At 59.1% G+C, this 20,508-nt stretch carries 19 protein-coding genes and 1 pseudogene; 12 read left to right on the plus strand and 8 right to left on the minus strand.

The annotated features are described in order from the left end of the window. Positions 1 to 139 precede the first annotated feature (139 nt). Both hexR and ACYZT3_RS00765 read right to left on the minus strand, forming a co-directional pair. Positions 140 to 1,006, minus strand: coding sequence for a transcriptional regulator HexR (gene hexR, locus ACYZT3_RS00760; protein WP_008156648.1), 867 nt, complete (start codon positions 1,004 to 1,006; stop codon positions 140 to 142). A 135-nt stretch (positions 1,007 to 1,141) separates the two neighbouring features. Further along, complete coding sequence (locus ACYZT3_RS00765; RefSeq protein WP_462031298.1) at positions 1,142 to 4,015, minus strand: EAL domain-containing protein; 2,874 nt, start codon at positions 4,013 to 4,015, stop codon at positions 1,142 to 1,144. A gap of 258 nt (positions 4,016 to 4,273) precedes the next feature. Between ACYZT3_RS00765 and uvrD the strand changes: the two genes are divergently transcribed. The 3 genes from uvrD to ACYZT3_RS00780 all read left to right on the plus strand — a co-directional run bounded on the left by uvrD (position 4,274) and on the right by ACYZT3_RS00780 (position 8,189). Continuing rightward, positions 4,274 to 6,457 carry a DNA helicase II gene (gene uvrD / locus ACYZT3_RS00770; protein WP_462031299.1) on the plus strand — a complete coding sequence of 728 codons (2,184 nt, stop codon included), beginning with the start codon at positions 4,274 to 4,276 and terminating at the stop codon, positions 6,455 to 6,457. A 315-nt stretch (positions 6,458 to 6,772) separates the two neighbouring features. After that, positions 6,773 to 7,645, plus strand: coding sequence for a Tim44 domain-containing protein (locus tag ACYZT3_RS00775; protein ID WP_462031300.1), 873 nt, complete (start codon positions 6,773 to 6,775; stop codon positions 7,643 to 7,645). 136 nt (positions 7,646 to 7,781) lie between these two features. Beyond that, a complete protein-coding gene (locus tag ACYZT3_RS00780; protein WP_008156656.1) occupies positions 7,782 to 8,189 on the plus strand; it encodes an SMI1/KNR4 family protein in 408 nt (135 codons plus the stop codon). Positions 8,190 to 8,344: 155 nt separating this feature from the next. On the opposite strand, the gene ACYZT3_RS00785 is transcribed toward ACYZT3_RS00780, so the two are convergent. After that, positions 8,345 to 10,108: a cation:proton antiporter gene (locus tag ACYZT3_RS00785; protein WP_462031301.1), complete on the minus strand. Its 1,764-nt coding sequence runs from the start codon at positions 10,106 to 10,108 to the stop codon at positions 8,345 to 8,347. A gap of 287 nt (positions 10,109 to 10,395) precedes the next feature. On the opposite strand from ACYZT3_RS00785, the gene ACYZT3_RS00790 reads away from it, so the two are divergent. Beyond that, on the plus strand, positions 10,396 to 10,878 hold the full coding sequence (locus tag ACYZT3_RS00790) for an acyl-CoA thioesterase (RefSeq protein WP_074872148.1): 483 nt from the start codon (positions 10,396 to 10,398) through the stop codon (positions 10,876 to 10,878). A gap of 56 nt (positions 10,879 to 10,934) precedes the next feature. On the opposite strand, the gene pdxY is transcribed toward ACYZT3_RS00790, so the two are convergent. Further along, positions 10,935 to 11,807: a pyridoxal kinase PdxY gene (gene pdxY, locus ACYZT3_RS00795; protein ID WP_282382853.1), complete on the minus strand. Its 873-nt coding sequence runs from the start codon at positions 11,805 to 11,807 to the stop codon at positions 10,935 to 10,937. Between the two features lie 120 nt (positions 11,808 to 11,927). Between pdxY and ACYZT3_RS00800 the strand changes: the two genes are divergently transcribed. Further along, a complete protein-coding gene (locus tag ACYZT3_RS00800; RefSeq protein ID WP_462031302.1) occupies positions 11,928 to 12,341 on the plus strand; it encodes a DUF3301 domain-containing protein in 414 nt (137 codons plus the stop codon). Here the strand turns inward: ACYZT3_RS00800 and ACYZT3_RS00805 are convergent. Further along, positions 12,325 to 13,314 (minus strand): CobW family GTP-binding protein, encoded by a 990-nt coding sequence (locus ACYZT3_RS00805; protein ID WP_462031303.1) that lies wholly within the window; start codon positions 13,312 to 13,314, stop codon positions 12,325 to 12,327. The genes ACYZT3_RS00800 and ACYZT3_RS00805 overlap by 17 nt on opposite strands. A gap of 27 nt (positions 13,315 to 13,341) precedes the next feature. Here ACYZT3_RS00805 and ACYZT3_RS00810 point away from each other — a divergent pair, with 27 nt between their 5' ends. Further along, positions 13,342 to 13,698 carry an NADH:ubiquinone oxidoreductase gene (locus tag ACYZT3_RS00810; RefSeq protein WP_282382844.1) on the plus strand — a complete coding sequence of 119 codons (357 nt, stop codon included), beginning with the start codon at positions 13,342 to 13,344 and terminating at the stop codon, positions 13,696 to 13,698. Positions 13,699 to 13,702: 4 nt separating this feature from the next. On the opposite strand, the gene ACYZT3_RS00815 is transcribed toward ACYZT3_RS00810, so the two are convergent. Continuing rightward, a complete protein-coding gene (locus ACYZT3_RS00815) occupies positions 13,703 to 14,353 on the minus strand; it encodes a DUF1826 domain-containing protein (protein WP_282382842.1) in 651 nt (216 codons plus the stop codon). Further along, complete coding sequence (zigA, locus tag ACYZT3_RS00820; protein WP_282382840.1) at positions 14,353 to 15,561, minus strand: zinc metallochaperone GTPase ZigA; 1,209 nt, start codon at positions 15,559 to 15,561, stop codon at positions 14,353 to 14,355. The genes ACYZT3_RS00815 and zigA overlap by 1 nt, the downstream gene beginning before the upstream one ends. Before the next feature lie 143 nt (positions 15,562 to 15,704). Here zigA and ACYZT3_RS00825 point away from each other — a divergent pair, with 143 nt between their 5' ends. Next, the gene (locus ACYZT3_RS00825; protein WP_282382837.1) at positions 15,705 to 16,082 is read left to right on the plus strand and encodes a glutamine synthetase; all 378 of its coding nucleotides are present in this window, start codon (positions 15,705 to 15,707) and stop codon (positions 16,080 to 16,082) included. Here ACYZT3_RS00825 and ACYZT3_RS00830 read toward each other — a convergent pair. After that, positions 16,079 to 16,554, minus strand: a pseudogene (locus ACYZT3_RS00830) (AMIN domain-containing protein); the annotation flags it as partial. The gene ACYZT3_RS00825 and the pseudogene ACYZT3_RS00830 overlap by 4 nt on opposite strands. Positions 16,555 to 16,636: 82 nt before the next feature. On the opposite strand from ACYZT3_RS00830, the gene folE2 reads away from it, so the two are divergent. Genes folE2 through ACYZT3_RS00855 form a run of 5 tightly spaced genes read left to right on the plus strand, consistent with a single transcriptional unit; the run spans position 16,637 to position 20,508 of the window. After that, positions 16,637 to 17,533 carry a GTP cyclohydrolase FolE2 gene (gene folE2 / locus ACYZT3_RS00835; RefSeq protein WP_282382835.1) on the plus strand — a complete coding sequence of 299 codons (897 nt, stop codon included), beginning with the start codon at positions 16,637 to 16,639 and terminating at the stop codon, positions 17,531 to 17,533. After that, the gene (locus tag ACYZT3_RS00840) at positions 17,530 to 18,198 is read left to right on the plus strand and encodes a metal ABC transporter ATP-binding protein (protein ID WP_462031304.1); all 669 of its coding nucleotides are present in this window, start codon (positions 17,530 to 17,532) and stop codon (positions 18,196 to 18,198) included. The genes folE2 and ACYZT3_RS00840 overlap by 4 nt, the downstream gene beginning before the upstream one ends. Further along, complete coding sequence (locus tag ACYZT3_RS00845) at positions 18,198 to 19,064, plus strand: metal ABC transporter permease (RefSeq protein ID WP_462031305.1); 867 nt, start codon at positions 18,198 to 18,200, stop codon at positions 19,062 to 19,064. Before ACYZT3_RS00840 ends, ACYZT3_RS00845 begins: the two co-directional genes overlap by 1 nt. An 11-nt stretch (positions 19,065 to 19,075) precedes the next feature. Beyond that, the gene (locus ACYZT3_RS00850) at positions 19,076 to 19,951 is read left to right on the plus strand and encodes a metal ABC transporter substrate-binding protein (RefSeq protein ID WP_462031306.1); all 876 of its coding nucleotides are present in this window, start codon (positions 19,076 to 19,078) and stop codon (positions 19,949 to 19,951) included. After that, on the plus strand, positions 19,948 to 20,508 hold the full coding sequence (locus ACYZT3_RS00855; protein ID WP_462031307.1) for a gamma carbonic anhydrase family protein: 561 nt from the start codon (positions 19,948 to 19,950) through the stop codon (positions 20,506 to 20,508). The genes ACYZT3_RS00850 and ACYZT3_RS00855 overlap by 4 nt, the downstream gene beginning before the upstream one ends.

Consider the following 20,508-nt stretch of genomic DNA (forward strand, 5'->3'; position numbering starts at 1 on the left):
TGGCGGCTTGCACGTTACAGGCAGATGAAAGTTGTCGTATTTGAGGACGCCTTCGCGGGCAAGCCTCGCTCCTACGGGCACCGCTTAACCTGTAGAAGCGAGGCTTGCCCGCGAAGACTTTCTCAAGCCAAACGACGAATCAATCGTCCAGCGCTTTTACCGATTTAGGCGACAGCCGCAAGCTGCGAAGGCTGCGCTTGACGCTCTTGAGGTGATTGACCAGGCTCGGCCCGCGCGCCATGGCCACGCCCATCGCCAACACGTCGATCACCACCAGGTGAGCGATCCGCGAGGTCAGCGGCGTATAGATCTCGGTGTCTTCGTGCACATCGATCGCCAGGTTGACGGTCGATAGCTCAGCCAACGGCGTCTGGCTCGGGCACAAGGTGATCAGCGAAGCGCCGCTTTCACGCACCAGATTGGCGGTGATCAACAGGTCCTTGGAACGCCCGGACTGGGAAATACAGATCGCCACATCGGTCGGTTTCAATGTGACCGCCGACATCGCCTGCATGTGCGGGTCGGAATACGCCGCCGCCGTCAGCAACAAACGGAAGAACTTGTGCTGGGCGTCTGCCGCCACTGCACCCGAAGCACCAAAGCCATAAAACTCGACCCGCTGGGCCTGCGACATGAGCGACACAGCGCGCTGCAACTCCACCGGATCGAGCTTCTCGCGAACCTCCATCAGGGTGTGCAGGGTGGTGTCGAAGATTTTCAGGCTGTAGTCAGCGACTGAATCGTCTTCATGAATCGCGAACTGCCCGAAGCTCGCGCCGGCAGCAAGACTCTGCGCCAGCTTCAGCTTCAAATCCTGGAAACCGGAACAACCGATGGCGCGGCAAAAGCGCACGATGGTCGGTTCGCTGATGCCCACGTTGTGGGCCAGGTCGGCCATGGAGCTGTGCATCACCGCCGCAGGATCAAGCAGCACGTGGTCGGCGACCTTGAGCTCCGACTTGCGTAAGAGGTGGCGTGACTGGGCGATGTGTTGCAGCAGATTCAAAGGGCTGGACTCTTTGTTATTGGCAGGTGCCGGGGATGTAGCGCGCTTGTAGTTATACTACAAGAATCGGCTTTTTGCCTGCTCAATGCGTAACTCGATGTCCCCATTTCACGCCACATGCGCTCCATGTAGCCCCTACAAGGGTTTCGCGTCCGCACGCAACAGCTCGGCCAGGCCATCGGCCTCGACCGGGCGGCTGATCAAATACCCCTGCACTTCATCGCAGTGCTCGGTTTTCAAAAACTCAAGCTGCTCCGGCCGCTCCACCCCTTCAGCCACTACTTTCAACGACAACCCGTGCGCCATGGCAATGATTGCCCGGGTGATCGCCGCATCCTCGCTGCCCTCCCCCAGACCGCGGATAAATGCCTGATCGATCTTCACGTAATCCACGGGGATGCGCTTGAGGTAGCTCAAGGACGAATAACCCGTGCCGAAATCGTCGATCGCCAACTTAACCCCCAAATCACGCAATTGCTGGAAGGTCGCGATGATGTGCTCGACGCTGTCCAGCAACTGACTTTCGGTAAGTTCCAGCTCGAGGTAGTACGGCGCCAGACCGGTTTCTTCCAGCACCTGACGCACCAGGCTGACCAGTTTGCCCTGACGCAATTGATGCACCGACAGATTGACCGACACCCGAATCGGTTCAAGCCCCTGACGCTGCCACTCACAGGCTTGCCAACAAGCCTGACGCAACACGAACTCGCCGATCGGACCGATCAACCCCGTTTCCTCGGCCAGGCCGATGAAGTCCCCCGGCGGCACCCGCCCCATGGTCGGGTGATCCCAGCGCACCAGCGCCTCGGCGGCATTCAGTCGACCCGTGGCGAGGCACAGTTTCGGTTGGTAAAACACCTTCAACTGCTTCTCTTCGATGGCTTTACGCAGCTGATTTTCCAGCTGCAAGCGCTCCAACGTACTGGCTTGCAGGCTGTCGGTGTAGAACTGGAAGTTATTTCCGCCCAGGTGCTTGGCGTGCTGCATGGCCATATTCGACTGACTGACCAGCGCGGAAATTTCTCGCGCGTTGTCTGGCAACAGGCTGATGCCCATGGATGCGCTGACCACCAGTTCATGGCCATCGACAGTGATCGGCAAACGCAGCTTGGTCGACAGTCGGGTCGCTACCCGCGCCAGACTCGACAGGTTGCCGTAGGCATTGAACAACACGGCAAATTCATCGCCGGATAAGCGAGCGATGGTGTCCGCCTCAGGTAACGCATTGACCAGCCGCCGGGCCATTTTCTGCAAGAGTTGGTCGGCGATTTCATGGCCAAGGCTGTCGTTGAGCAGCTTGAAACGATCCAGATTGATATGCAGCAACGCCAGATTGCGGTGGCCGCCCTGGCGCACCCGCTGATGGGCCTCGCTTAGCCGTTCGCGGAACAGTGAACGGTTAGCCAGACCCGTCAATTCGTCGTAATGAATCAGGTAACGCATGCGTTCTTCGGATTCGCGGCGAGCCGATAGATCGGCGAAGAAGCCCACGATATGGCTCACATTTCCCCGAGCATCGCGCACAGCATTAAGTTGCAACCATTGCGGATACACCTCGCCATTCTTGCGGGTTTCTACCAGCTCGCCCTGCCAACTGCCGTGCTGCTCCAGCGCCTGATGAATCGCCGCGTAGTGCCGGCGGGCATCGCGACTGCATGGCAACTCAATCACGTTGCGTCCGATCATGTCTTCAATGTCGTAGCCGGTGACTCGACTGAAGGCCTGATTGATCGCGATCAGCGCGTAATTCGGATCGAAAATCACAATGCCTTCGCTGGCGGCCTCGAACACCGTCGCGGCCAATTGCCGCTGCTCTTCCAGACCTTTGCTGACACTGATGTCGCGACGGGTGCCGACCATGCGGATCACTCGGCCATTTTCGCCGCGCTCAACGGCTCGTCCTCGGTCCTCAATCCAGACCCAATGGCCATCGCCGTGGCGCACGCGGTACTCGATTTGGTAATCCTCGCTGCGCCCCTTCAAATGCTCGACCAGCGCGCGCTTGAGCGACGGCAAGTCATCAGGGTGCAAGCGCGGCTTGAGGTGGCGGAGCATCGCCGTTACGAGTTCCGGTTCCAGGCCGAACAGCTCCTGAAGGTGGGTGTGATGGACTTCGTCGGTTTGCAGGTTCCAGTCCCACAAGCCCAACTCACTGGCCTTCAACGCCAGCGCCAGACGCGCTTCACTCTTGCTCAGGGCCTGGTTGGCGGCGTCCAGCTCCAGGCTGCGCTGGGCGACGCGGCTTTCCAGCTCGATCTGAATTTGCCGCAGTTCGTCTTCGGCACGACGGCGCTGGTCGATTTCCTTGGCCAGCTTGTGATTGAGCTGGTCACTGCAACGTTGGGCCTGCTGCAAGTGCTCGATCAATGCCTGATTCTGGAAGCGCCGCAACAGCCCGCTATCGATGAGCCGATTGACCTGCCAGGCGACCACACTTAGCGCGCCCAGTAAAATCAACCCGAACCAGCCCCATCCCTGACCTTGTTCATCGCCGCCCCAGAACAGATAGCCGATGGCCGGCAACAAACAGGGCAAGGTAAAGGACAGAAACGCCGGCAGGTTGACCGCGTAGGCAACGCTGGCCGAAAGCGCCGCTGCGCCGATCAGGCCGAACACCCAGGCTTGCTGCATGAAATTGTCGGCGGGTACCAGGGCAATGCCGGCGCCGGCCAGGGTCAGGCCGGTCATGGCCGACCCCAGCAAAAACATGCGGCGCCAGATCGGCTGGGCTTGGCGGTTGGGTATCGCCGAATCAAAGGCTGCGACTTGAATCACCCGCAATGCCACCAGCGACAACAGCCACACCAGCCAGACGCTGACCAGGAAATAGCGCTGCGGACTCCAAAGCAAGCCAGCGCAGACCAGACCATTGATCAACATGAATAACGTGGGCAGCAACGAGCCCTGATAAAGCAGACGCGTGCGTTCGACCGCCATTTCCATCGCGTACTGTTTGCGGATAACCCGGGGCTCCACAACGGGGCCCGACAGGTCGGTGCTGAGGGTCATAGGCAATGTTCTTGTTCTTATAATGATGAGCATGAGCCCGAAACGTCGACGGAGCATACACAAGCAAATGCTCGGACCAAACTGCCCGAGATCATAAAAACGACAAAAACTGCCCCCCTCCTTAGCCGCTGAAAAGGCTTGGAGCGAGCCCCGCCAACGCCTGCAGCCAGTGACCGACCGGTCGTCATCCGTGCTTCTTTCATCGGCTAATGCAAAGCTCGGTTTGCCCGGTGTGACGGCGCACCCTAGAATGCCCCGATGCGCGATGATCTCTCCCTTCTGCTGAACTCCCTCAACGATGCCCAACGCCAGGCCGTAGCTGCCTCCGTGGGTCGTCAGTTGGTCCTGGCCGGTGCTGGTTCCGGTAAAACCCGAGTGCTGGTGCACCGTATCGCCTGGTTGATCCAGGTCGAAAACGCCTCGCCCCACTCGATCCTGTCGGTGACCTTCACCAATAAGGCCGCTGCCGAGATGCGTCATCGCATCGAGCAGCTGATGGGTATCAACCCGGCCGGCATGTGGGTCGGTACCTTCCACGGCCTGGCGCACCGCTTGTTGCGGGCGCACTGGCAGGAAGCCGGCCTGAGCCAGACTTTCCAGATTCTCGACAGCGACGACCAGCAACGGCTGGTCAAGCGGGTGATCCGCGAGCTGGGTCTGGATGAACAACGCTGGCCGGCCCGTCAGGCCCAGTGGTTCATCAACGGGCAGAAAGACGAAGGTCTGCGTCCGCAGCACATTCAAGCCAGCGGCGACCTGTTTTTGGCGACCATGCGCAGCATTTATGAAGCCTATGAGGCCGCGTGCCTGCGCGCCGGCGTGATTGACTTCTCCGAACTGCTGCTGCGCGCCCTCGATCTGTGGCGCGATCATCCGGGTCTGCTGGCGCACTATCAAAAGCGCTTCCGGCACATTCTTGTGGACGAGTTCCAGGACACCAACGCCGTGCAGTACGCCTGGTTGCGTTTGCTGGCCAAGGGCGGCGACAGCTTGATGGTGGTCGGCGACGACGACCAGTCGATTTACGGCTGGCGTGGCGCGAAAATCGAGAACATCTATCAGTACTCCGACGACTTCCCGGACGCCGAAACCATTCGTCTGGAGCAGAACTACCGCTCCACCGCCGGGATTCTCAAGGCCGCCAACGCCCTGATCGCCAACAACACCGGACGCATGGGCAAAGAGCTGTGGACCGACGGCGGCGAAGGCGAAGCGATCAACCTGTACGCCGCATTCAACGAGCACGATGAAGCACGCTACGTGGTGGAAACCATCGAAAGTGCGCTGAAAACCGGCTTGGCCCGCAGCGATATTGCGATTTTGTACCGCTCCAACGCCCAATCGCGCGTTTTGGAAGAAGCCTTGCTACGCGAGCGCATTCCGTACCGAATCTATGGCGGCCAGCGCTTCTTCGAGCGGGCAGAAATCAAGAACGCCATGGCTTACCTGCGTTTGCTCGAAGGTCGTGGCAACGATGCAGCGCTGGAGCGGGTGATCAACGTTCCGGCCCGTGGTATCGGTGAGAAAACCGTCGAAGCGATTCGCGACCATGCCCGTCACAGCGATGTGTCGATGTGGGAAGCCATGCGCCTGCTGGTCGCCAATAAAGGCCTGACCGGTCGCGCCGCTGGCGCACTCGGGGCATTTATCGAGCTGATCGAGAACCTCGCCGCCAAGTGCATGGAAATGCCGCTGCACCTGATGACCCAGACCGTCATCGAGCAATCCGGGCTGATTGCCTATCACGAAGCGGAAAAAGGCGAGAAAGGCCAGGCCCGGGTAGAAAACCTTGAGGAACTGGTCAGCGCTGCGCGCAATTTCGAAAATGCTGAAGAAGACGAAGATCTGACGCCATTGGCGGCGTTCCTCGGTCACGCGTCGCTGGAGGCCGGGGATACTCAGGCCGACGAGCACGAAGACAGCATTCAGTTAATGACCCTGCACAGTGCCAAGGGCCTGGAATTCCCTTACGTGTTCCTGGTGGGCATGGAAGAAGGCCTGTTCCCGCACAAGATGAGCCTGGAAGAACCTGGCCGCCTTGAAGAGGAACGCCGTCTGGCCTACGTCGGCATCACCCGGGCCATGCAGAACCTGGTGATGACCTATGCTGAAACCCGACGCCTGTACGGCAGCGAGACCTACAACAAGGTGTCGCGTTTCGTACGTGAAGTGCCGAAAGGCCTGATCCAGGAAGTGCGGCTGTCCAACAGCGTCAGCCGTCCGTTCGGCGGCGGCCAGCAGCAGAGCTCCAGCAGCCTGTTTGGCGGTAGCGAGATCCCGGATACCGGATTCAGCCTCGGCCAAGCGGTACGGCATTCGGTGTTCGGCGATGGCGTGATCCTGAACTTCGAAGGTGCCGGTGCACAGGCCCGGGTCCAAGTGAACTTCGGTGAAGGCAGCAAGTGGCTGATGCTGGGATACGCGAAGCTGGAAGCGATCTAAAGCCCGCCAGAGGGCTTATGTGGGAGCGGGCTTGCTCGCGAAGAACGATAACGCGGTGTTTCTGACAAACCGCGGTGCGGCCTTCGTCGGAACGCCGCCCGGAGCCGGCTCGCTCCCACAAGGTTTATCCGACCGGACACCCTTCCTACAGAACTTATCCACTCGTCCTACAGACCAAAGTTAACAGGCCTTATTGCGCTGACTGAAGCTGAACGCAACCTGTCAGGCAAAAGCCCGAAACACTCTGCCGCTAGCCAGTAACACTTCAGCTGTGCAACATGGCGCGCGTGCCTTCCACAAATGGGAATTCCCTTTATGAAACGTTTTCTTAGCATCGCCATGGCGTTGTGCATTGGCCTGACGATGAGCCTCGACGCCAATGCCGCCAAGCGCTTTGGTGGCGGCAAGAGCTCCGGCGCTGCGCCGACTCACCAGACCAGCCAAATGGCGCCTTCTTCTGCCGCCGGTGGCGCTGCTGCTACTGCCGGCGCGGCCGGTGCCGCTGGCGCTGCCGCCAAGGCCGGCGGTGCTTCGCGCTGGCTCGGCCCTCTGGCCGGTATCGCTGCCGGTGGCCTGCTGGCCTCCATGTTCATGGGCGGCGGCTTCCAGGGCATGCAAATCTTTGACATCCTGATCATGGCGGTCATCGCCTTCCTGGTCTTCCGCTTCATTGCCGCTCGTCGCCGCAAGCAGCAAGAGCACCTGGCTCCAGCTGGCGCACCAATGCAGCGTGAAGTATTGGAACAGAAGCCTGCAGGCGGTTCGATCTTCGGCGGCTCGGCAGCACCGGCTGCCGCTCGTCCGGTGATCAATGCTCCGGCCTGGTTCAATGAAAAGAGTTTCATTGAAGCGGCCCGCAACCACTTCCAGTCCCTGCAACAGCACTGGGACGCCAACGAAATGGACAAGATCGCCGAGTTCGTGACCCCACAGCTGCTGGAGTTCCTCAAGCGCGAACGTGCCGACCTGGGTGAAGGTTTCCAGTCCACCTACATTGATAACCTCAATGTACAACTGGACGGCGTGGATGATCGCGCCGACAAGACCATCGCCACCCTGACCTTCAGCGGTGTGTCGAAGACCTCGCGCTTTGACCAGGGCGAAGTGTTCAGCGAAAGCTGGAACATGGAACGTCCGCAGGGCGAGAACCAGCCTTGGCTGGTCGCCGGTATCCGCCAGAACGGCTGATCCCTCCTGCGTTAAGCATGCTGTAATGAAAACCCCGGCCTTTGCCGGGGTTTTCTATTTCGCGGTTGCATCTATAGCGAGCTACTGTATAAACCGCCCCAACTAAACCGCGCCATCAAGCAAGAGGATCCCGGACGTGGAAGAAATCATCGAACAACTGCGTGAAGCCAACGAACCGGTACCGGTCCCCTTGGAGTTGCCCGACGAAGATCAATTGGTGGAAATCGAAGAACAGCTGTTCATCGATATTCCGTTTGTCTTCAGAGAGTTTTTGCTGACCGTCAGCGACGTCGTCTACGGCAGCCTGGAACCGGTGACCGTTACCGACCCGCAATCCCACACTTACCTGCCGGACGTTGCCGCCAACGCCTGGGATGCGGGCGTTGATCGCAGCATGATTCCGATCTGCCAGGACGGTGACAACTACTACCTGGTCGAAGAAGACGGCACCGTGGTGTTGTGGTTGGCCGAAGAAGAGCTGATCGCCGAAGAAACCTGGGAATCGGTTTGGCACTGGGCGCGGGACGTCTGGCTGGAAAGCTGAACAAGGGCGACTTTGTAGCAGCTGGCGTAGCCTGCGTCCGGCTGCGCAGCAGTCGCAAAATAAAGCAATGAAGTGTTTCAGGCTAACTGAGTCGTCAGGGTTTACGACTGCTGCGCAGCCGGACGCAGGCTGCGCCAGCTGCTACAGGTCAAATTTCAATGCCCGGACGAATCCTTGTGGTTGTCCAGGGTTTCCAGCAAGGCCACCTGCATGCGCGTATGAACGCGGATGAACCAGCGCCAGAGCAGCGCCGCTACAGCGGCCGCGACTACGACGATCAGCATCAGCAACTTGTTGGTCGGCAGAATACTGGCCGACAAGGCTGCCAGCAGCAGGAAAATCAACAGCAGCGAGAGGATCGGGATCACTTCGGCGATCACCCGGCGCACTCGCTGCGTGTGGCGGCCGGCCATCTCCGGCTTCACGCCCATCTCCGCCAACAGCATCGAAAGCGCCTTGAGCTTGCGATAGGCGGCAATCAGGAACGGTAGCGACAACAGCAACGCCCCACCCCAGATCAACGCTTTCTGCCAGCTCGGGTCACTGATCCAGGCTTGCAGGTACGCCGACATGCGCTCGGCAAAAAACGCGCCCGAGAAGAAGATCGCAATCACCAGTGCCAGATTGACCCCCACTTGCAACAGAATCCGCCGAATCATCGATGCCAGCAGCGCGCCCTCGCCCTGAGGCTGGATGCTGCGCAGCCATTCACCGTACATCCCCAATACCCTGCCCAGTCGTTGCGGCATCACCGAGGCAAGCTTGATCGACAGCGGATCAGCCGCGCGGATCAGGTAAGGCGTCAGCAACGTGGTGATCACCGAGACAGCAACGGCGACCGGGTAGAGGAAGTTGCTGGTGACCTGCAGCGTCATGCCCAGCGCGGCGATGATGAAAGAAAATTCGCCAATCTGCGAAAGACCCATCCCGACTCGAAGTGAGGTGCGTCCATCATTGCCAGCGATAAAGGCGCCCAGGCCGCAAGACAACATCTTGCCCAGCACCACGGCCACGGTGATCACCGCAATCGGCCACGCATATTGCAGCAGGATCATCGGTTCGAGCATCAACCCGATGGCGACAAAAAAGATCGCACTGAACAGGTCGCGAACCGGTTCGATCAAGCGCTCGATTTTCAGCAATTGCCGGGATTCAGCCATGATCGCGCCAATCAGGAAGGCGCCGAGTACCATGCTGTACTCAAGTTTGACCACCAGCAAACAGAAGCCGAAACACAGGCCCAACACAGTGATCAGCAGCATTTCATTGCTGTCGAACTTCGCCACGTAGGCCAGCAATCGCGGTACCAACAGGATGCCGATGACCAGTGCGACGATCATGAAGAGCGAGAGCTTGCCGACCGTGGAAAACACGTCGCCGGAACTGACCGTGCCGCTGACTGCGATGCTCGATAGCAAAGCGATGATGCCGATGCCAAGGATATCCTCGACGATCAGCACGCCGAAGATCAGCTGCGCAAAACGTTCGTTCTTCATCTTCAGGTCGTTGAGCGCCTTGACGATGATAGTGGTCGAGGAAATCGCCAGGATCGCGCCGAGGAACAATGAGTCCATGGTGTTCCAGTCGAACCAGCGGCCGATCTCGTAGCCGATCCAGATCATCAACACGATTTCCAGGAACGCCGCGATGAACGCCGTGGCGCCGACCTTGAACAGCTTGCGCAGGCTGAACTCCAGACCCAGGCAGAACATCAGGAAAATCACCCCGAGTTCGGCGAGGGTCTTGATGGTTTCTTCATCGTGAATCAGGCTGAACGGCGGGGTGTGCGGACCGATGATGAAGCCGGCGACGATGTAGCCGAGCACCACCGGTTGTTTGAAGCGATGAAACAGTACGGTCACCACACCCGCGATCAACATGATCACTGCCAAATCTTGAATAAAACTGATGGCGTGCATGGTGTGGGGCTCCTTGGGTACATTGCTCAATCGACAGACGTGGGAAAGGTCTGTTCGAGCAAGGAAAAAATCCACTTTCCGAGTAGGAATTGCCCTTGAGGCGGGCTTTTGAAGGGTAACACCGCGACTTCTGGCAGAAAGACGGTGCAATATATGGAAACAGATCGATCCGAGCGTGACGGCAGCCACCCGCTCGGCGTCCCGATAACTGTTGGTTTGGAAAAGCTGACGAGGCGCCCGCAGAGGTGCCGCCCTCCCGAAATTCTGCCTTGAACCGTGAGAACGCTATGGAACCCGGAAACGCACAACTGTCGATGACGGTATTGATGACCCCCGACATGGCCAACTTCTCTGGCAATGTCCACGGCGGTACCTTGCTCAAATACCTCGACGAAGTGGCCTACGCCTGCGCCAGCCGTTATGCCGGCCGCTACGTGGTGACCCTGTCGGTGGACCAAGTGATTTTCCGCGAGCCGATTCATGTCGGCGAACTGGTGACCTTTCTGGCCTCGGTCAATTACACCGGCAACACCTCCATGGAGGTGGGCATCAAGGTGGTTACCGAGAACATTCGTGAGCGCTCGGTGCGCCACACCAACAGCTGCTTCTTCACCATGGTCGCCGTGGATGACGACCGCAAACCGGCTGCTGTCCCACCACTGCAACCGCAGAACAGCGAAGACAAACGCCGCTTCATGCAGGCCCAGCAACGTCGGCAGATTCGTCAGGAACTGGAAAAGCGTTATCAGGACATCAAGGGCGACGCCTGATAGGGCAAAGGCCGCAGCCTCTGCAGAGGCTGCGGTTTTTTCTGCCCGCGACGCCGTTACAAGCTGATCGCCGTCGCCTCGAACCGCACCCGTGGATGGGCAATCCGGTCCTGAGCCCGCACCAATTCCAGCTCATAGCTGGCGCAGGCCTGGGTTTCCAGCAGCACTTCATGCACCGCCGACGCTGCAAACTCGAAAGCCGCCACCAGGCTATCGCCCAACAGCACGCGAGCCAGAAACAGCCCGGATGTCAGATCGCCAACGCCCACTGGCTGACGCGGAAATGCCAGCATGGGACGACGCAAATGCCAGCTGCCTTCGGCCGTCACCAGCAGCATCTCGAAAACATCCGCCGGCTTACCGGGATAGTCCAGATGCTTGACCAGCACAGCCTTTGGACCGCGCGCCAGCAACGCTCGCGCCATGGCCAGGCAATCGAACAACGATTGCGGTCTGCGCCCCGAAAAGCTGTCCAGTTCCAGCTGGTTCGGGCACATGAAGTCCGCCACCGCAGCCGCCTCCTCCAGCAGGAAATCGCTGACTTCCGCCGGCACGCTGCAACCCTTCTCCGGGTGGCCCATCACCGGGTCACACAGATACAGCGCCTTGGGATTCATCGACTTGATCCGCGCCACACCCGTCAGAATCGCCCGGCCCTGGGCGGCACTGCCGAGATACCCGGACAACACGGCGTCGCAGTTGCCCAGCTCGCCAATCGCCGCGATGCCTTCGACCAGCTCGGGAATCTGATGCGGCGCCAGCACTTCACCGGCCCACTGGCCGTACTGGGTGTGGTTGGAGAACTGCACGGTATTGAGCGGCCAGACATTCACCCCGACCCGCTGCATCGGGAAAACCGCGGCGCTGTTGCCAGCGTGACCGAACACCACGTGGGACTGGATGGCGAGCAGATGGGGCGTACGTTTCATGCGGTGAGTTTTCCGTAAAACGATTAAAATTCAAGCCGCGCAGTATGCGACTAAACGCAGCCTGTACGACAGGCCGGCGACGCAGTTAAGCTGACACTATCTAGTTGGAGCAACTTGTTCATGCTGACCCTTGGAAATATCTTCGTCCTGATGCTGCTTGCCACCGGTGGCGCGTGGTTGTGGCACAACCATGGCTTGCGCGAGCGTGCGTTGGAACGGGTCAAGCAGCATTGCGCAAAGCTTGGAATCGAGCTGCTGGACGGCAACGTGGCCTTGAAAAAGATCGCGTTCATCAAAGATGCCAACGACCGGCGGCGTCTCGCCCGTGTGTACAACTTCGAATTCACAGTGACCGGTGAAACCCGTCACAACGGCACCATCACCCAGTTCGGCGCCCACAGTGCGCAGATTGAGCTGGCGCCCTACCCGATGCCGTTCGACGACACGCCTGCGGTGGGCGATGTCGTGAAGCCGCGCGCTGAAGTGATCGAGCTGAGCCAGTGGCGGCAAGAACACACTAAATGGCGTCCATGATTTGAGTCGGGCTCAATCGGCAGTTGGCTAGATCTCTCTGCAATGAATCAATATCCTGCGGTTCACTGAAAATCAGCTCGATACGCGAATCACGCCGCCATTCGCTGGGCTGCCAGTTCAGCACCGAGTTTTCCAGTGCATTCGCCGAAACCCAACCGTCGACGCTGTGGATAACCAGCTTCGCCCGCCGCCAGACAAGGCTTTCAAGCCACTGGCCAACGCGCGCCGCATCGAATGTCTGACTCGGATGCCAACGCCAGCCGACGCTCCAGCCGCCCTCCTGTTCCTGACTCAAGCAAATTGGCAGCGCGGGATCCGTCCAGATGGCCGGCATCTGCGCCAAACCTTTGGGCGCGATGAAGTTATCCACACCCGCCACAGCCTGAACCCCGAACCCCGGTAATTTGCTCAACGGCAAGAGGGCTTGCTGCGTCCAATACAGAGGTTGAGAAGGCAGCTGCGCGGCGATTCGCTGGCGATCATTGGCGTCGAGACCTTCCGCCTTGTTCAGCAACAACAAACCGGCACTGCTCAACGCGTCCTGTTGCGCCTCGGGCAGTGGTTTGCCAGCGGCGAGTGCCTGGGCATCCAATACCAGCACACAAGGCTGAATTGCCAGCACGCCATGCCACGGCGCCTCACTCAACTGCCTGAGCAACTGCGCCGGATGACCCAGCCCGGAAGGTTCGATGAATAACCGATCCGGGCGCGCCTTGCGCAGCAAACGCCCGAGACCGATCTGAAACGGCGCACCGTTGACGCAACACAAGCAACCCCCGGCCACTTCACCCAGTGCGATACCATCGGCGTCCTGGGTCAGCAACGCAGCGTCGAGGCCGATCTGGCCGAACTCGTTGATCAGCACTGCCCAGCGCTCACCGACCGGCCGCTGCATCAGCAGATTCTTGATCAAGCTGGTCTTGCCGGCACCCAACGGGCCAGCAATGACGTGAGTGGGAATATTCTGCAACATGGTCGATGTTTTCTGAGGAGGTGGTGGATGCGGTTGATGGGATTGTCGTTGCTCCTGGCGCTCACTTCGGGTGAGGTGCTGGCCCAGGCCTGCGTGGTACATAGCACGGCTACGCGACTCGACGTGAAAGTCTGCCAGCAGAACCGCAACCTCCCGGAAAAACTGTTCGCCGATGGTTTCTGCCAGCCGAACCTTCCGGGACAGAAAGTCGAGGTGCAGTACGTTGATCAATGCCCCACCGGCGCATTCGGCGTGTGCAGCAACGCCCAAGTCGCCAATATGCCTTACCGTCAGGATATTCACTATTACGGCGTCGCCACGGATGCGGCGTATTTAAAGCCGTTTTGCGAAGCCCAGAGCCAGGGAACCTGGCTCAAGCCTTGAAGCGTTAGCCTAGCCAGTCGAGCGTCAGTATCAACCGCCGCTCACCGGACGCAAGCTGTGGCGAACGGTGAATAAGGCCAAAGCCTTCGTTGCCGTGCCATTTCTCGCCTTTGAGCAGCGCGACGTCACCGCTGGCGATCTGCTCGATCAGCGGACCGTCCTGAGGCTCGGCCTCGGGCTTGCTCAATTGACGGCGATCCATCACGCCTTCTTTCAACCACTGGCTGCCAATCCCGGCGTAGGTGGTAATCAACCGTACCGGCACATGATCGACGTGGAAACGCGGGCACATGGCCTTGTCCAGGACCCGAAGGCGCAGGCCGATACGCTTGGCGCCCAGCAAACAGGCGAAAGCACTGACCAGCCAGGAGACGTCGGCGACGAAACCCTCGTAACCTTCGAGATCGCTGAAACCTGAGGCCAATCCGTGAAGATTGGGTTCGGTGTCATCACTGGGCAGGTCCAGAACCAGCGACTCGGCCAACGGTTCGTTCAGGGACAGCAGCAAACTCCCGAAATCAGCGATGTGCGCCGGCAGTTGGCGCTGCCAAATGGCAAGATTTACGCCGTCATCCAGTATTCGGGTCAGTGCTTGCGGCGTCTCACCTTGAACCTGATGAATGATCGGTCGCGGCTTCAGACGGGGTGCCAACATCAGGCTGCCGCCTCTTCATGCCACGGACCGAATGGATCTGGCAGTAATCGCCAGCCCTCGACACCCAACGCCATTTCATCGTCGGTCAGCAGGCAATTGTCGAGTTCGGTGGTGAGTTGCGCGAAGTCGATGTTCTGGCCGATGAACACCAGTTCCTGACGGCAATCGCCGGTGGCTGCGGTCCAGTTTTCCATGATTCCGGCCGTGCTTTCTTCGTCCTGCGGCCACTGCTGTTTCGGTACGAAACGCCACCAGCGTCCGGCGAAACCATGGCGCATCAAACCGCCGGCCTGGGACCAGCTAGCGGCGTCCATGTGCTTACTCGCCAGCCAGAAAAACCCTTTGGAGCGCAGCAGTTTTCCATTCACCCATGGGCGATCGATAAAACTGAAAAAGCGCTGAGGATGAAACGGTCGGCGTGCTCGGTAGGCCGTCGAAGCGATGCCGTATTCGTCGGTTTCGGGCACATGCTCGCCACGTAACTCCTGTAACCAGCCCGGCGCCTGAGCGGCCTTGTCGAAATCGAAACGACCGGTATTCAGGATCTTCTCCAAGGGAATTTCGCCCATGACCATGGGGATGATTTCTGCCTGGGCATTGAGCCGCTCAAGGATCGCGATCAGCTCCTGGCGTTCACTGCTGCTGATCAAGTCGATTTTGCTGATCAGAATCACGTCGGCGAACTCGATCTGCTCGATCAACAGGTCGGTGATCGAGCGTTCGTCCTCCTCGTCCAATGTTTCACCACGGGAAGCGAGACTTTCGGCGGCCTGATAGTCGAGCAGGAAATTCATGCCATCAACTACCGTGACCATGGTGTCGAGCCGGGCGATGTCAGCCAGGCTCTGCCCTTCTTCATCCCGGAAGGTGAAGGTTTCCGCCACGGGCAGCGGCTCGGAAATGCCGGTGGATTCGATCAACAAATAATCAAAGCGACCCTCCTTGGCGAGTTTGCTCACCTCTTCCAGCAAGTCTTCGCGCAAGGTGCAGCAGATGCAGCCATTGCTCATCTCCACCAGTTTTTCTTGCGCACGATTCAGGGTGACATCGCGCTGGACTTCCCCGCCATCGATGTTGATTTCGCTCATATCATTGACGATCACGGCAACGCGCAGGGTGTCGCGATTGCGCAACACGTAGTTGAGCAGCGTGCTTTTGCCCGCGCCGAGAAAGCCCGACAGGACGGTCACGGGGAGACGATTGGGCATCAGGTATTCCTCATAGAGATGCCCGGTCGCAGTGTCGGGCTTAACTTGATGTTATAGTATAACAACACGATCAAGCCACTCTCCTCTTGCCCACGATGATAAAGAGCACGATGCTCAATCCCATTCGGTCCGTGAGAAATCCTATGCGTGTAGCCCTGAAAATAACGCTGATGAGCGTTTCGCTGCTGATCGCTGTCGACGCCTGGGCGCAAATCCCGAGCCTGGCCAAATGCACCCGAAGCGCCCATCTGCTGGCCTGCGTGGATGGCGACGGCAACGCCTATAGCGTCAACACCGTCGGTAGTACGATCTATTTGCGGGGCTTCGAAGCGGCCGGAAAACGCCACTGGGCGCAGACCAACAGTCGCTATGGACAACTCACGTTTTTCACTGGGCTCGCTTCCGATGGCGAAGCCTGGGTGGGCTATAACCGCCGCGTCGGCTGGACCACCATCAATCGGTTTTCCAGCTCTGGCGGCAGCAGCGGCAAGTTCACTTGTAGCCGAATTGCAGGGTGTTAGGCCTGGGACTTTTTCTGCTCCTGCAGCCACGCGATGTAAGTGTTTACCGGCGGGTTTTTCTGGAAGTAGCGCTGTAATCCTTCGAATAAACCATCGGCTACGGCCTGCTGGTGGCGCGATGGTCGCGTTCATCGACATGTCGAGAATCACCCCGGCGAGTATCGGGTCCTTGTCTTTGAGATTGAGCAGGCCCGTTGCGCCATGAAGCGCGCCGTGGCGGAGGTCGCTCCACCTTCAGATCAAGTACCAGTCGATGGCCCTGGCCGTCCTGCGGTGGCAGCAAAAAACTGGCGAGCTGCACCGGACCGCTGAAGTCGAGGACGATCCCCGTATCACCCTGACCAAATTGCCGGGAACGGATCGAGCGAATCACAGTGTTGCTGAGCGCCAACTGACTGAGGTTGCCATTCAGGTTGGCGCCACTCACATCGATGATCAGCCGTTCGGGAGCGCTCAGGGAAAACGCATGATGAAAGCCCGTTCATAAAAAAGGCATGGTTGATTTTAATGTAATAACATAACATATTGAATCGACTCCCACGATGGACCTGCTCATGAATGCGCTGACTCTGCCGGATATTGCCGCGCAGGCCTCACGCCAAGCCCTGCCACTTGACTGGGTGGGCATGTGCGGCATTGCTCTTCCTGTTTTATTCGATGGCCAACGACTGAGTGCAAAGGCCGACGCGGGCGTCAGCCTTGATGATGGAGAGGCGCGCGGGATTCATATGTCGCGGCTGTATTTGACGCTGGAAATGCTTGAGCAAGAAAACCTGACGCCCGTCTTGTTGCGGCGAGTTTTGCAAAGCTTTCTCAACACTCATGAAGGACTGTCCACTAGCGCGTACTTAAAAATTCACACCGATTTACTGCTCAAAAGACCGGCGCTAATCAGTCCATTGGCCGGCTGGAAAACGTATCCAGTGAGCATCGAAGCACGTTTGAAAAACGCGATGTTCCACGTGGAACTAAAAATCGACGTGCCTTATTCCTCGACCTGCCCGTGTTCAGCGGCGCTTTCCCGGCAGTTGATTCAGCAGCAATTCGTCGATGACTTCGCCAACCAGCCGCTGAAACACGCCGATGTATTGACCTGGCTCGGCTCCACAAAAGGCATCATCGCAACGCCTCACAGCCAACGGAGCAATGCGAAATTACGGCTTCGACTGAGTGACTATCTGGATGACTTGCCGCTGATCGCAATCATCAACGACGCCGAAGCGGCCCTCGGCACCGCCGTACAAACCGCTGTAAAACGCGCCGATGAACAAGCCTTCGCCCTGGCAAACGGTCAGAACCTGATGTTCTGCGAAGACGCCGCACGACGTTTGAACCTGGCCCTGAAACGCTCCCCCGGCATCAACGCCTTCCACATACGAGTCATCCACGCCGAAAGCCTCCACGCACACGACGCGGTCGCCGAAAGCCGCTGGAACTGGGAGGCCGCATGATTCATTGCGAAGCCTTGCGATGGGGCGCACCCGGTCAACCGCTCACGCCACCCGTAGATTTCCAATTGCCCAAGGGCAGCCTGACCGCTGTGATCGGCGCCAATGGCTCGGGTAAAAGCAGCCTGCTGAAAGTGATCGCGGGTTTACAAAAACCGCTCATCGGCAAAATCGAACTGGATGTTCCACGCAAGGGCGGCCTCTCGTTCCTTCCACAGCAACAACACCTGGACCGCCAATTCCCCATCAGCTTGCAAGAGCTAGTGGCCGCCGGTTTCTGGGGCAGCACGCGGTCTGCAGAAATACGCAGCCAACGCCTCAAAGCCGTGCTGGAAGACTGGTGTCTGACCGGTCTGGAGCAGCGCCCATTGATGGCCTTGTCCGGCGGCGAATTACAGCGTGCCCTGCTCGCCCGTTTGAGCCTCGCGCAAGCGCCATTGCTGTTGCTCGACGAACCCCACGCCGCCCTCGACGAACTCGGTCAGGTGCTGCTCTGGAAACACATCCACGCCTGGCATGCCGAAGGCCGAACCTTGGTTGTCGTGTGCCATGACCTGGCTGCCGTTCGCCAACACATTCCTCAAACGTTGCTGATCAAAAGCACCGGCTGCGTCCTCGGGTCGAGCATTGATCTGATCCATCAACAACCGCAAGCGCGGGTGGCCTGATGCTCGCTGCCGTTCATCTTTGGCAGCCATTCCACGAGTTCGTGTTCATGCGTCGAGCGCTTCTTGGTGGATTGGTCCTGGCGTGCAGCACGGCACCGCTCGGTGTGTTTCTGATCCTGCGACGCATGAGCCTGATCGGTGACGCGGTGGCGCACGGTATCTTGCCCGGCGCTGCATTGGGCTTCTGGTTCGCAGGTTTGAGTCTGCCCGCGCTGACCATCGGCGGGCTCGGCGCAGGCCTCAGCATGGCCGGACTCGCCGCCTGGATCACCCGGCGAACCGGCCTGCGGGAAGACACGAGCCTCGCCGCGATCTACCCGATTTCACTGGCCAGCGGCGTGCTGATCCTCGGCATCGCCGGCAAACGCCTGGACCTGATGCACCTGTTGTTTGGCTCGGCGCTGGCGGTCGATGGCCCGACGTTGACAGGCATGCTCTGGGTCTCCGGCTTCAGCCTGATCGCCATGGCATTCATCTACAAACCCCTATTGCTGGACACCCTAGACCCACTCTTTCTACAAACCGTCAGCCGCCTCGGACCACTGGCCCACGGTGTGTTTCTGATGTTGGTGGTGCTGAACCTGGTGATCGGTTTCCAGGCCATTGGCGCGCTGATGGTGGTCGGCTTGATGATGTTGCCCGCCGCCGCGTCTCGCTTCTGGAGTCGTCGCTTGCCGATGTTAATGGCCATCGCCGCCCTGCTCGGCTGCCTCTCGGTGTGGCTCGGCTTATTGCTGTCGTTCTACTACTCACTGCCCAGCGGCCCGGCGATCGTGCTGGTGGCCGGCGGTTTGTATCTGCTGTCCGTGGTGTTCGGACCGGTGCACGGTTTACTGCACCGCCCGCCTTTGCTCACATCCCAATGAGGTGTTACCCGATGCGCGCTTTACTCGTGCTGTTCAGCTTGACGCTGTCGATGTCGCTGTCTGCTGCGGAAAAACTTCAGGTAGTCACCAGTTTCAGTATCCTCGCCGACATGACCCATCAAGTCGGCGGCGACCATATCCAGATCACCAACATGGTCGGCGCGGATGCCGATGCTCACACTTACGAGCCGACGCCTGACGACGCCAAGGCGTTGCTCAAAGCCAAGTTGATCATCAAAAACGGCCTGGGTTTCGAGCCATGGCTGGATCGTCTGGTAACCAGCACCGAGACCAAAGCGCCAGTGATCAGCGCAAGCCACGGCGTCATCCCGCGCTCCCTGGATGAGGACGGCGAGGCGGTTCCTGACCCACACGCCTGGCACAACCTGGCGAACACTGAGCTGTACATCAGCAACATCACCAACGCACTGATCGCCGCCGACCCGACCAACAAAGCCGACTACGAACACAACAGTCAGGCCTACCTGAAACAGATCTACGCGCTGCTTGCCGAAGCCAAGGCAAAACTCGGCTCAGTACCACCGGGTAATCGCAAAATCGTGACGTCCCATGACGCCTTCGGTTATCTCGGTCAGGCTTACGGCATCGACTTCATGGCGCCTCAAGGCCTGTCCACTGAACGCGAACCGTCAGCCGCCGAAGTCGCTGCTCTAATCACCCAGATACGCCAGGCCAAGGTCAAAGCGGTGTTCATGGAAAACATCAAAGATGCACGCCTGCTCAAGCAGATTGCCGATGAAAGCAGCGCGCACATCGGTGGCACGTTGTACTCCGATGCCCTCGCGGCTACCGGTCCGGCCAGCACCTTTATCGGGTTGTTCGAGTACAACCTCAACACCCTGTACGACGCGTTGAGCAAACCATGATCCGCAAGAACCCTTCGGGTGATTTGCCAGTGATAGCGGAGTCCGCCTACGTGGATAAAACCGCAATCATCTGCGGCAAAGTGATGATCGGCGAAAACGTCTTCGTCGGCCCCTACGCGGTGATTCGGGCCGACGAGGTGGATGCCTCGGGCGAAATGGAGCCGATCACCATCGGCGCCAACTCGAACATCCAGGATGGCGTGGTGATCCATTCCAAGTCCGGAGCGGCAGTGACCATCGGCGAGTTCAGTTCGATCGCCCACCGCTCAATCGTTCATGGGCCGTGCAAGGTTGGCGACCGGGTGTTTATCGGGTTCAACAGCGTGCTGTTCAACTGCGCAGTCGGTGACGGCTGCGTGGTGCGGCACAACTCGGTGGTCGACGGTCGCGATTTGCCTGAAGACTTCTATGTGCCCTCCACCACCCGTATCGGCCCGAAGACAGATCTATCGCAGTTCCCACCGGTGAGCGTCAGCGCCTCGGAGTTTTCCGAGGACGTGGCGCGTACCAACGTCGACCTGGTGCGCGGCTACAAAGCCCTGCAGAACGAGTTTTGA

Source organism: Pseudomonas sp. MDT1-16, assembly GCF_054898115.1.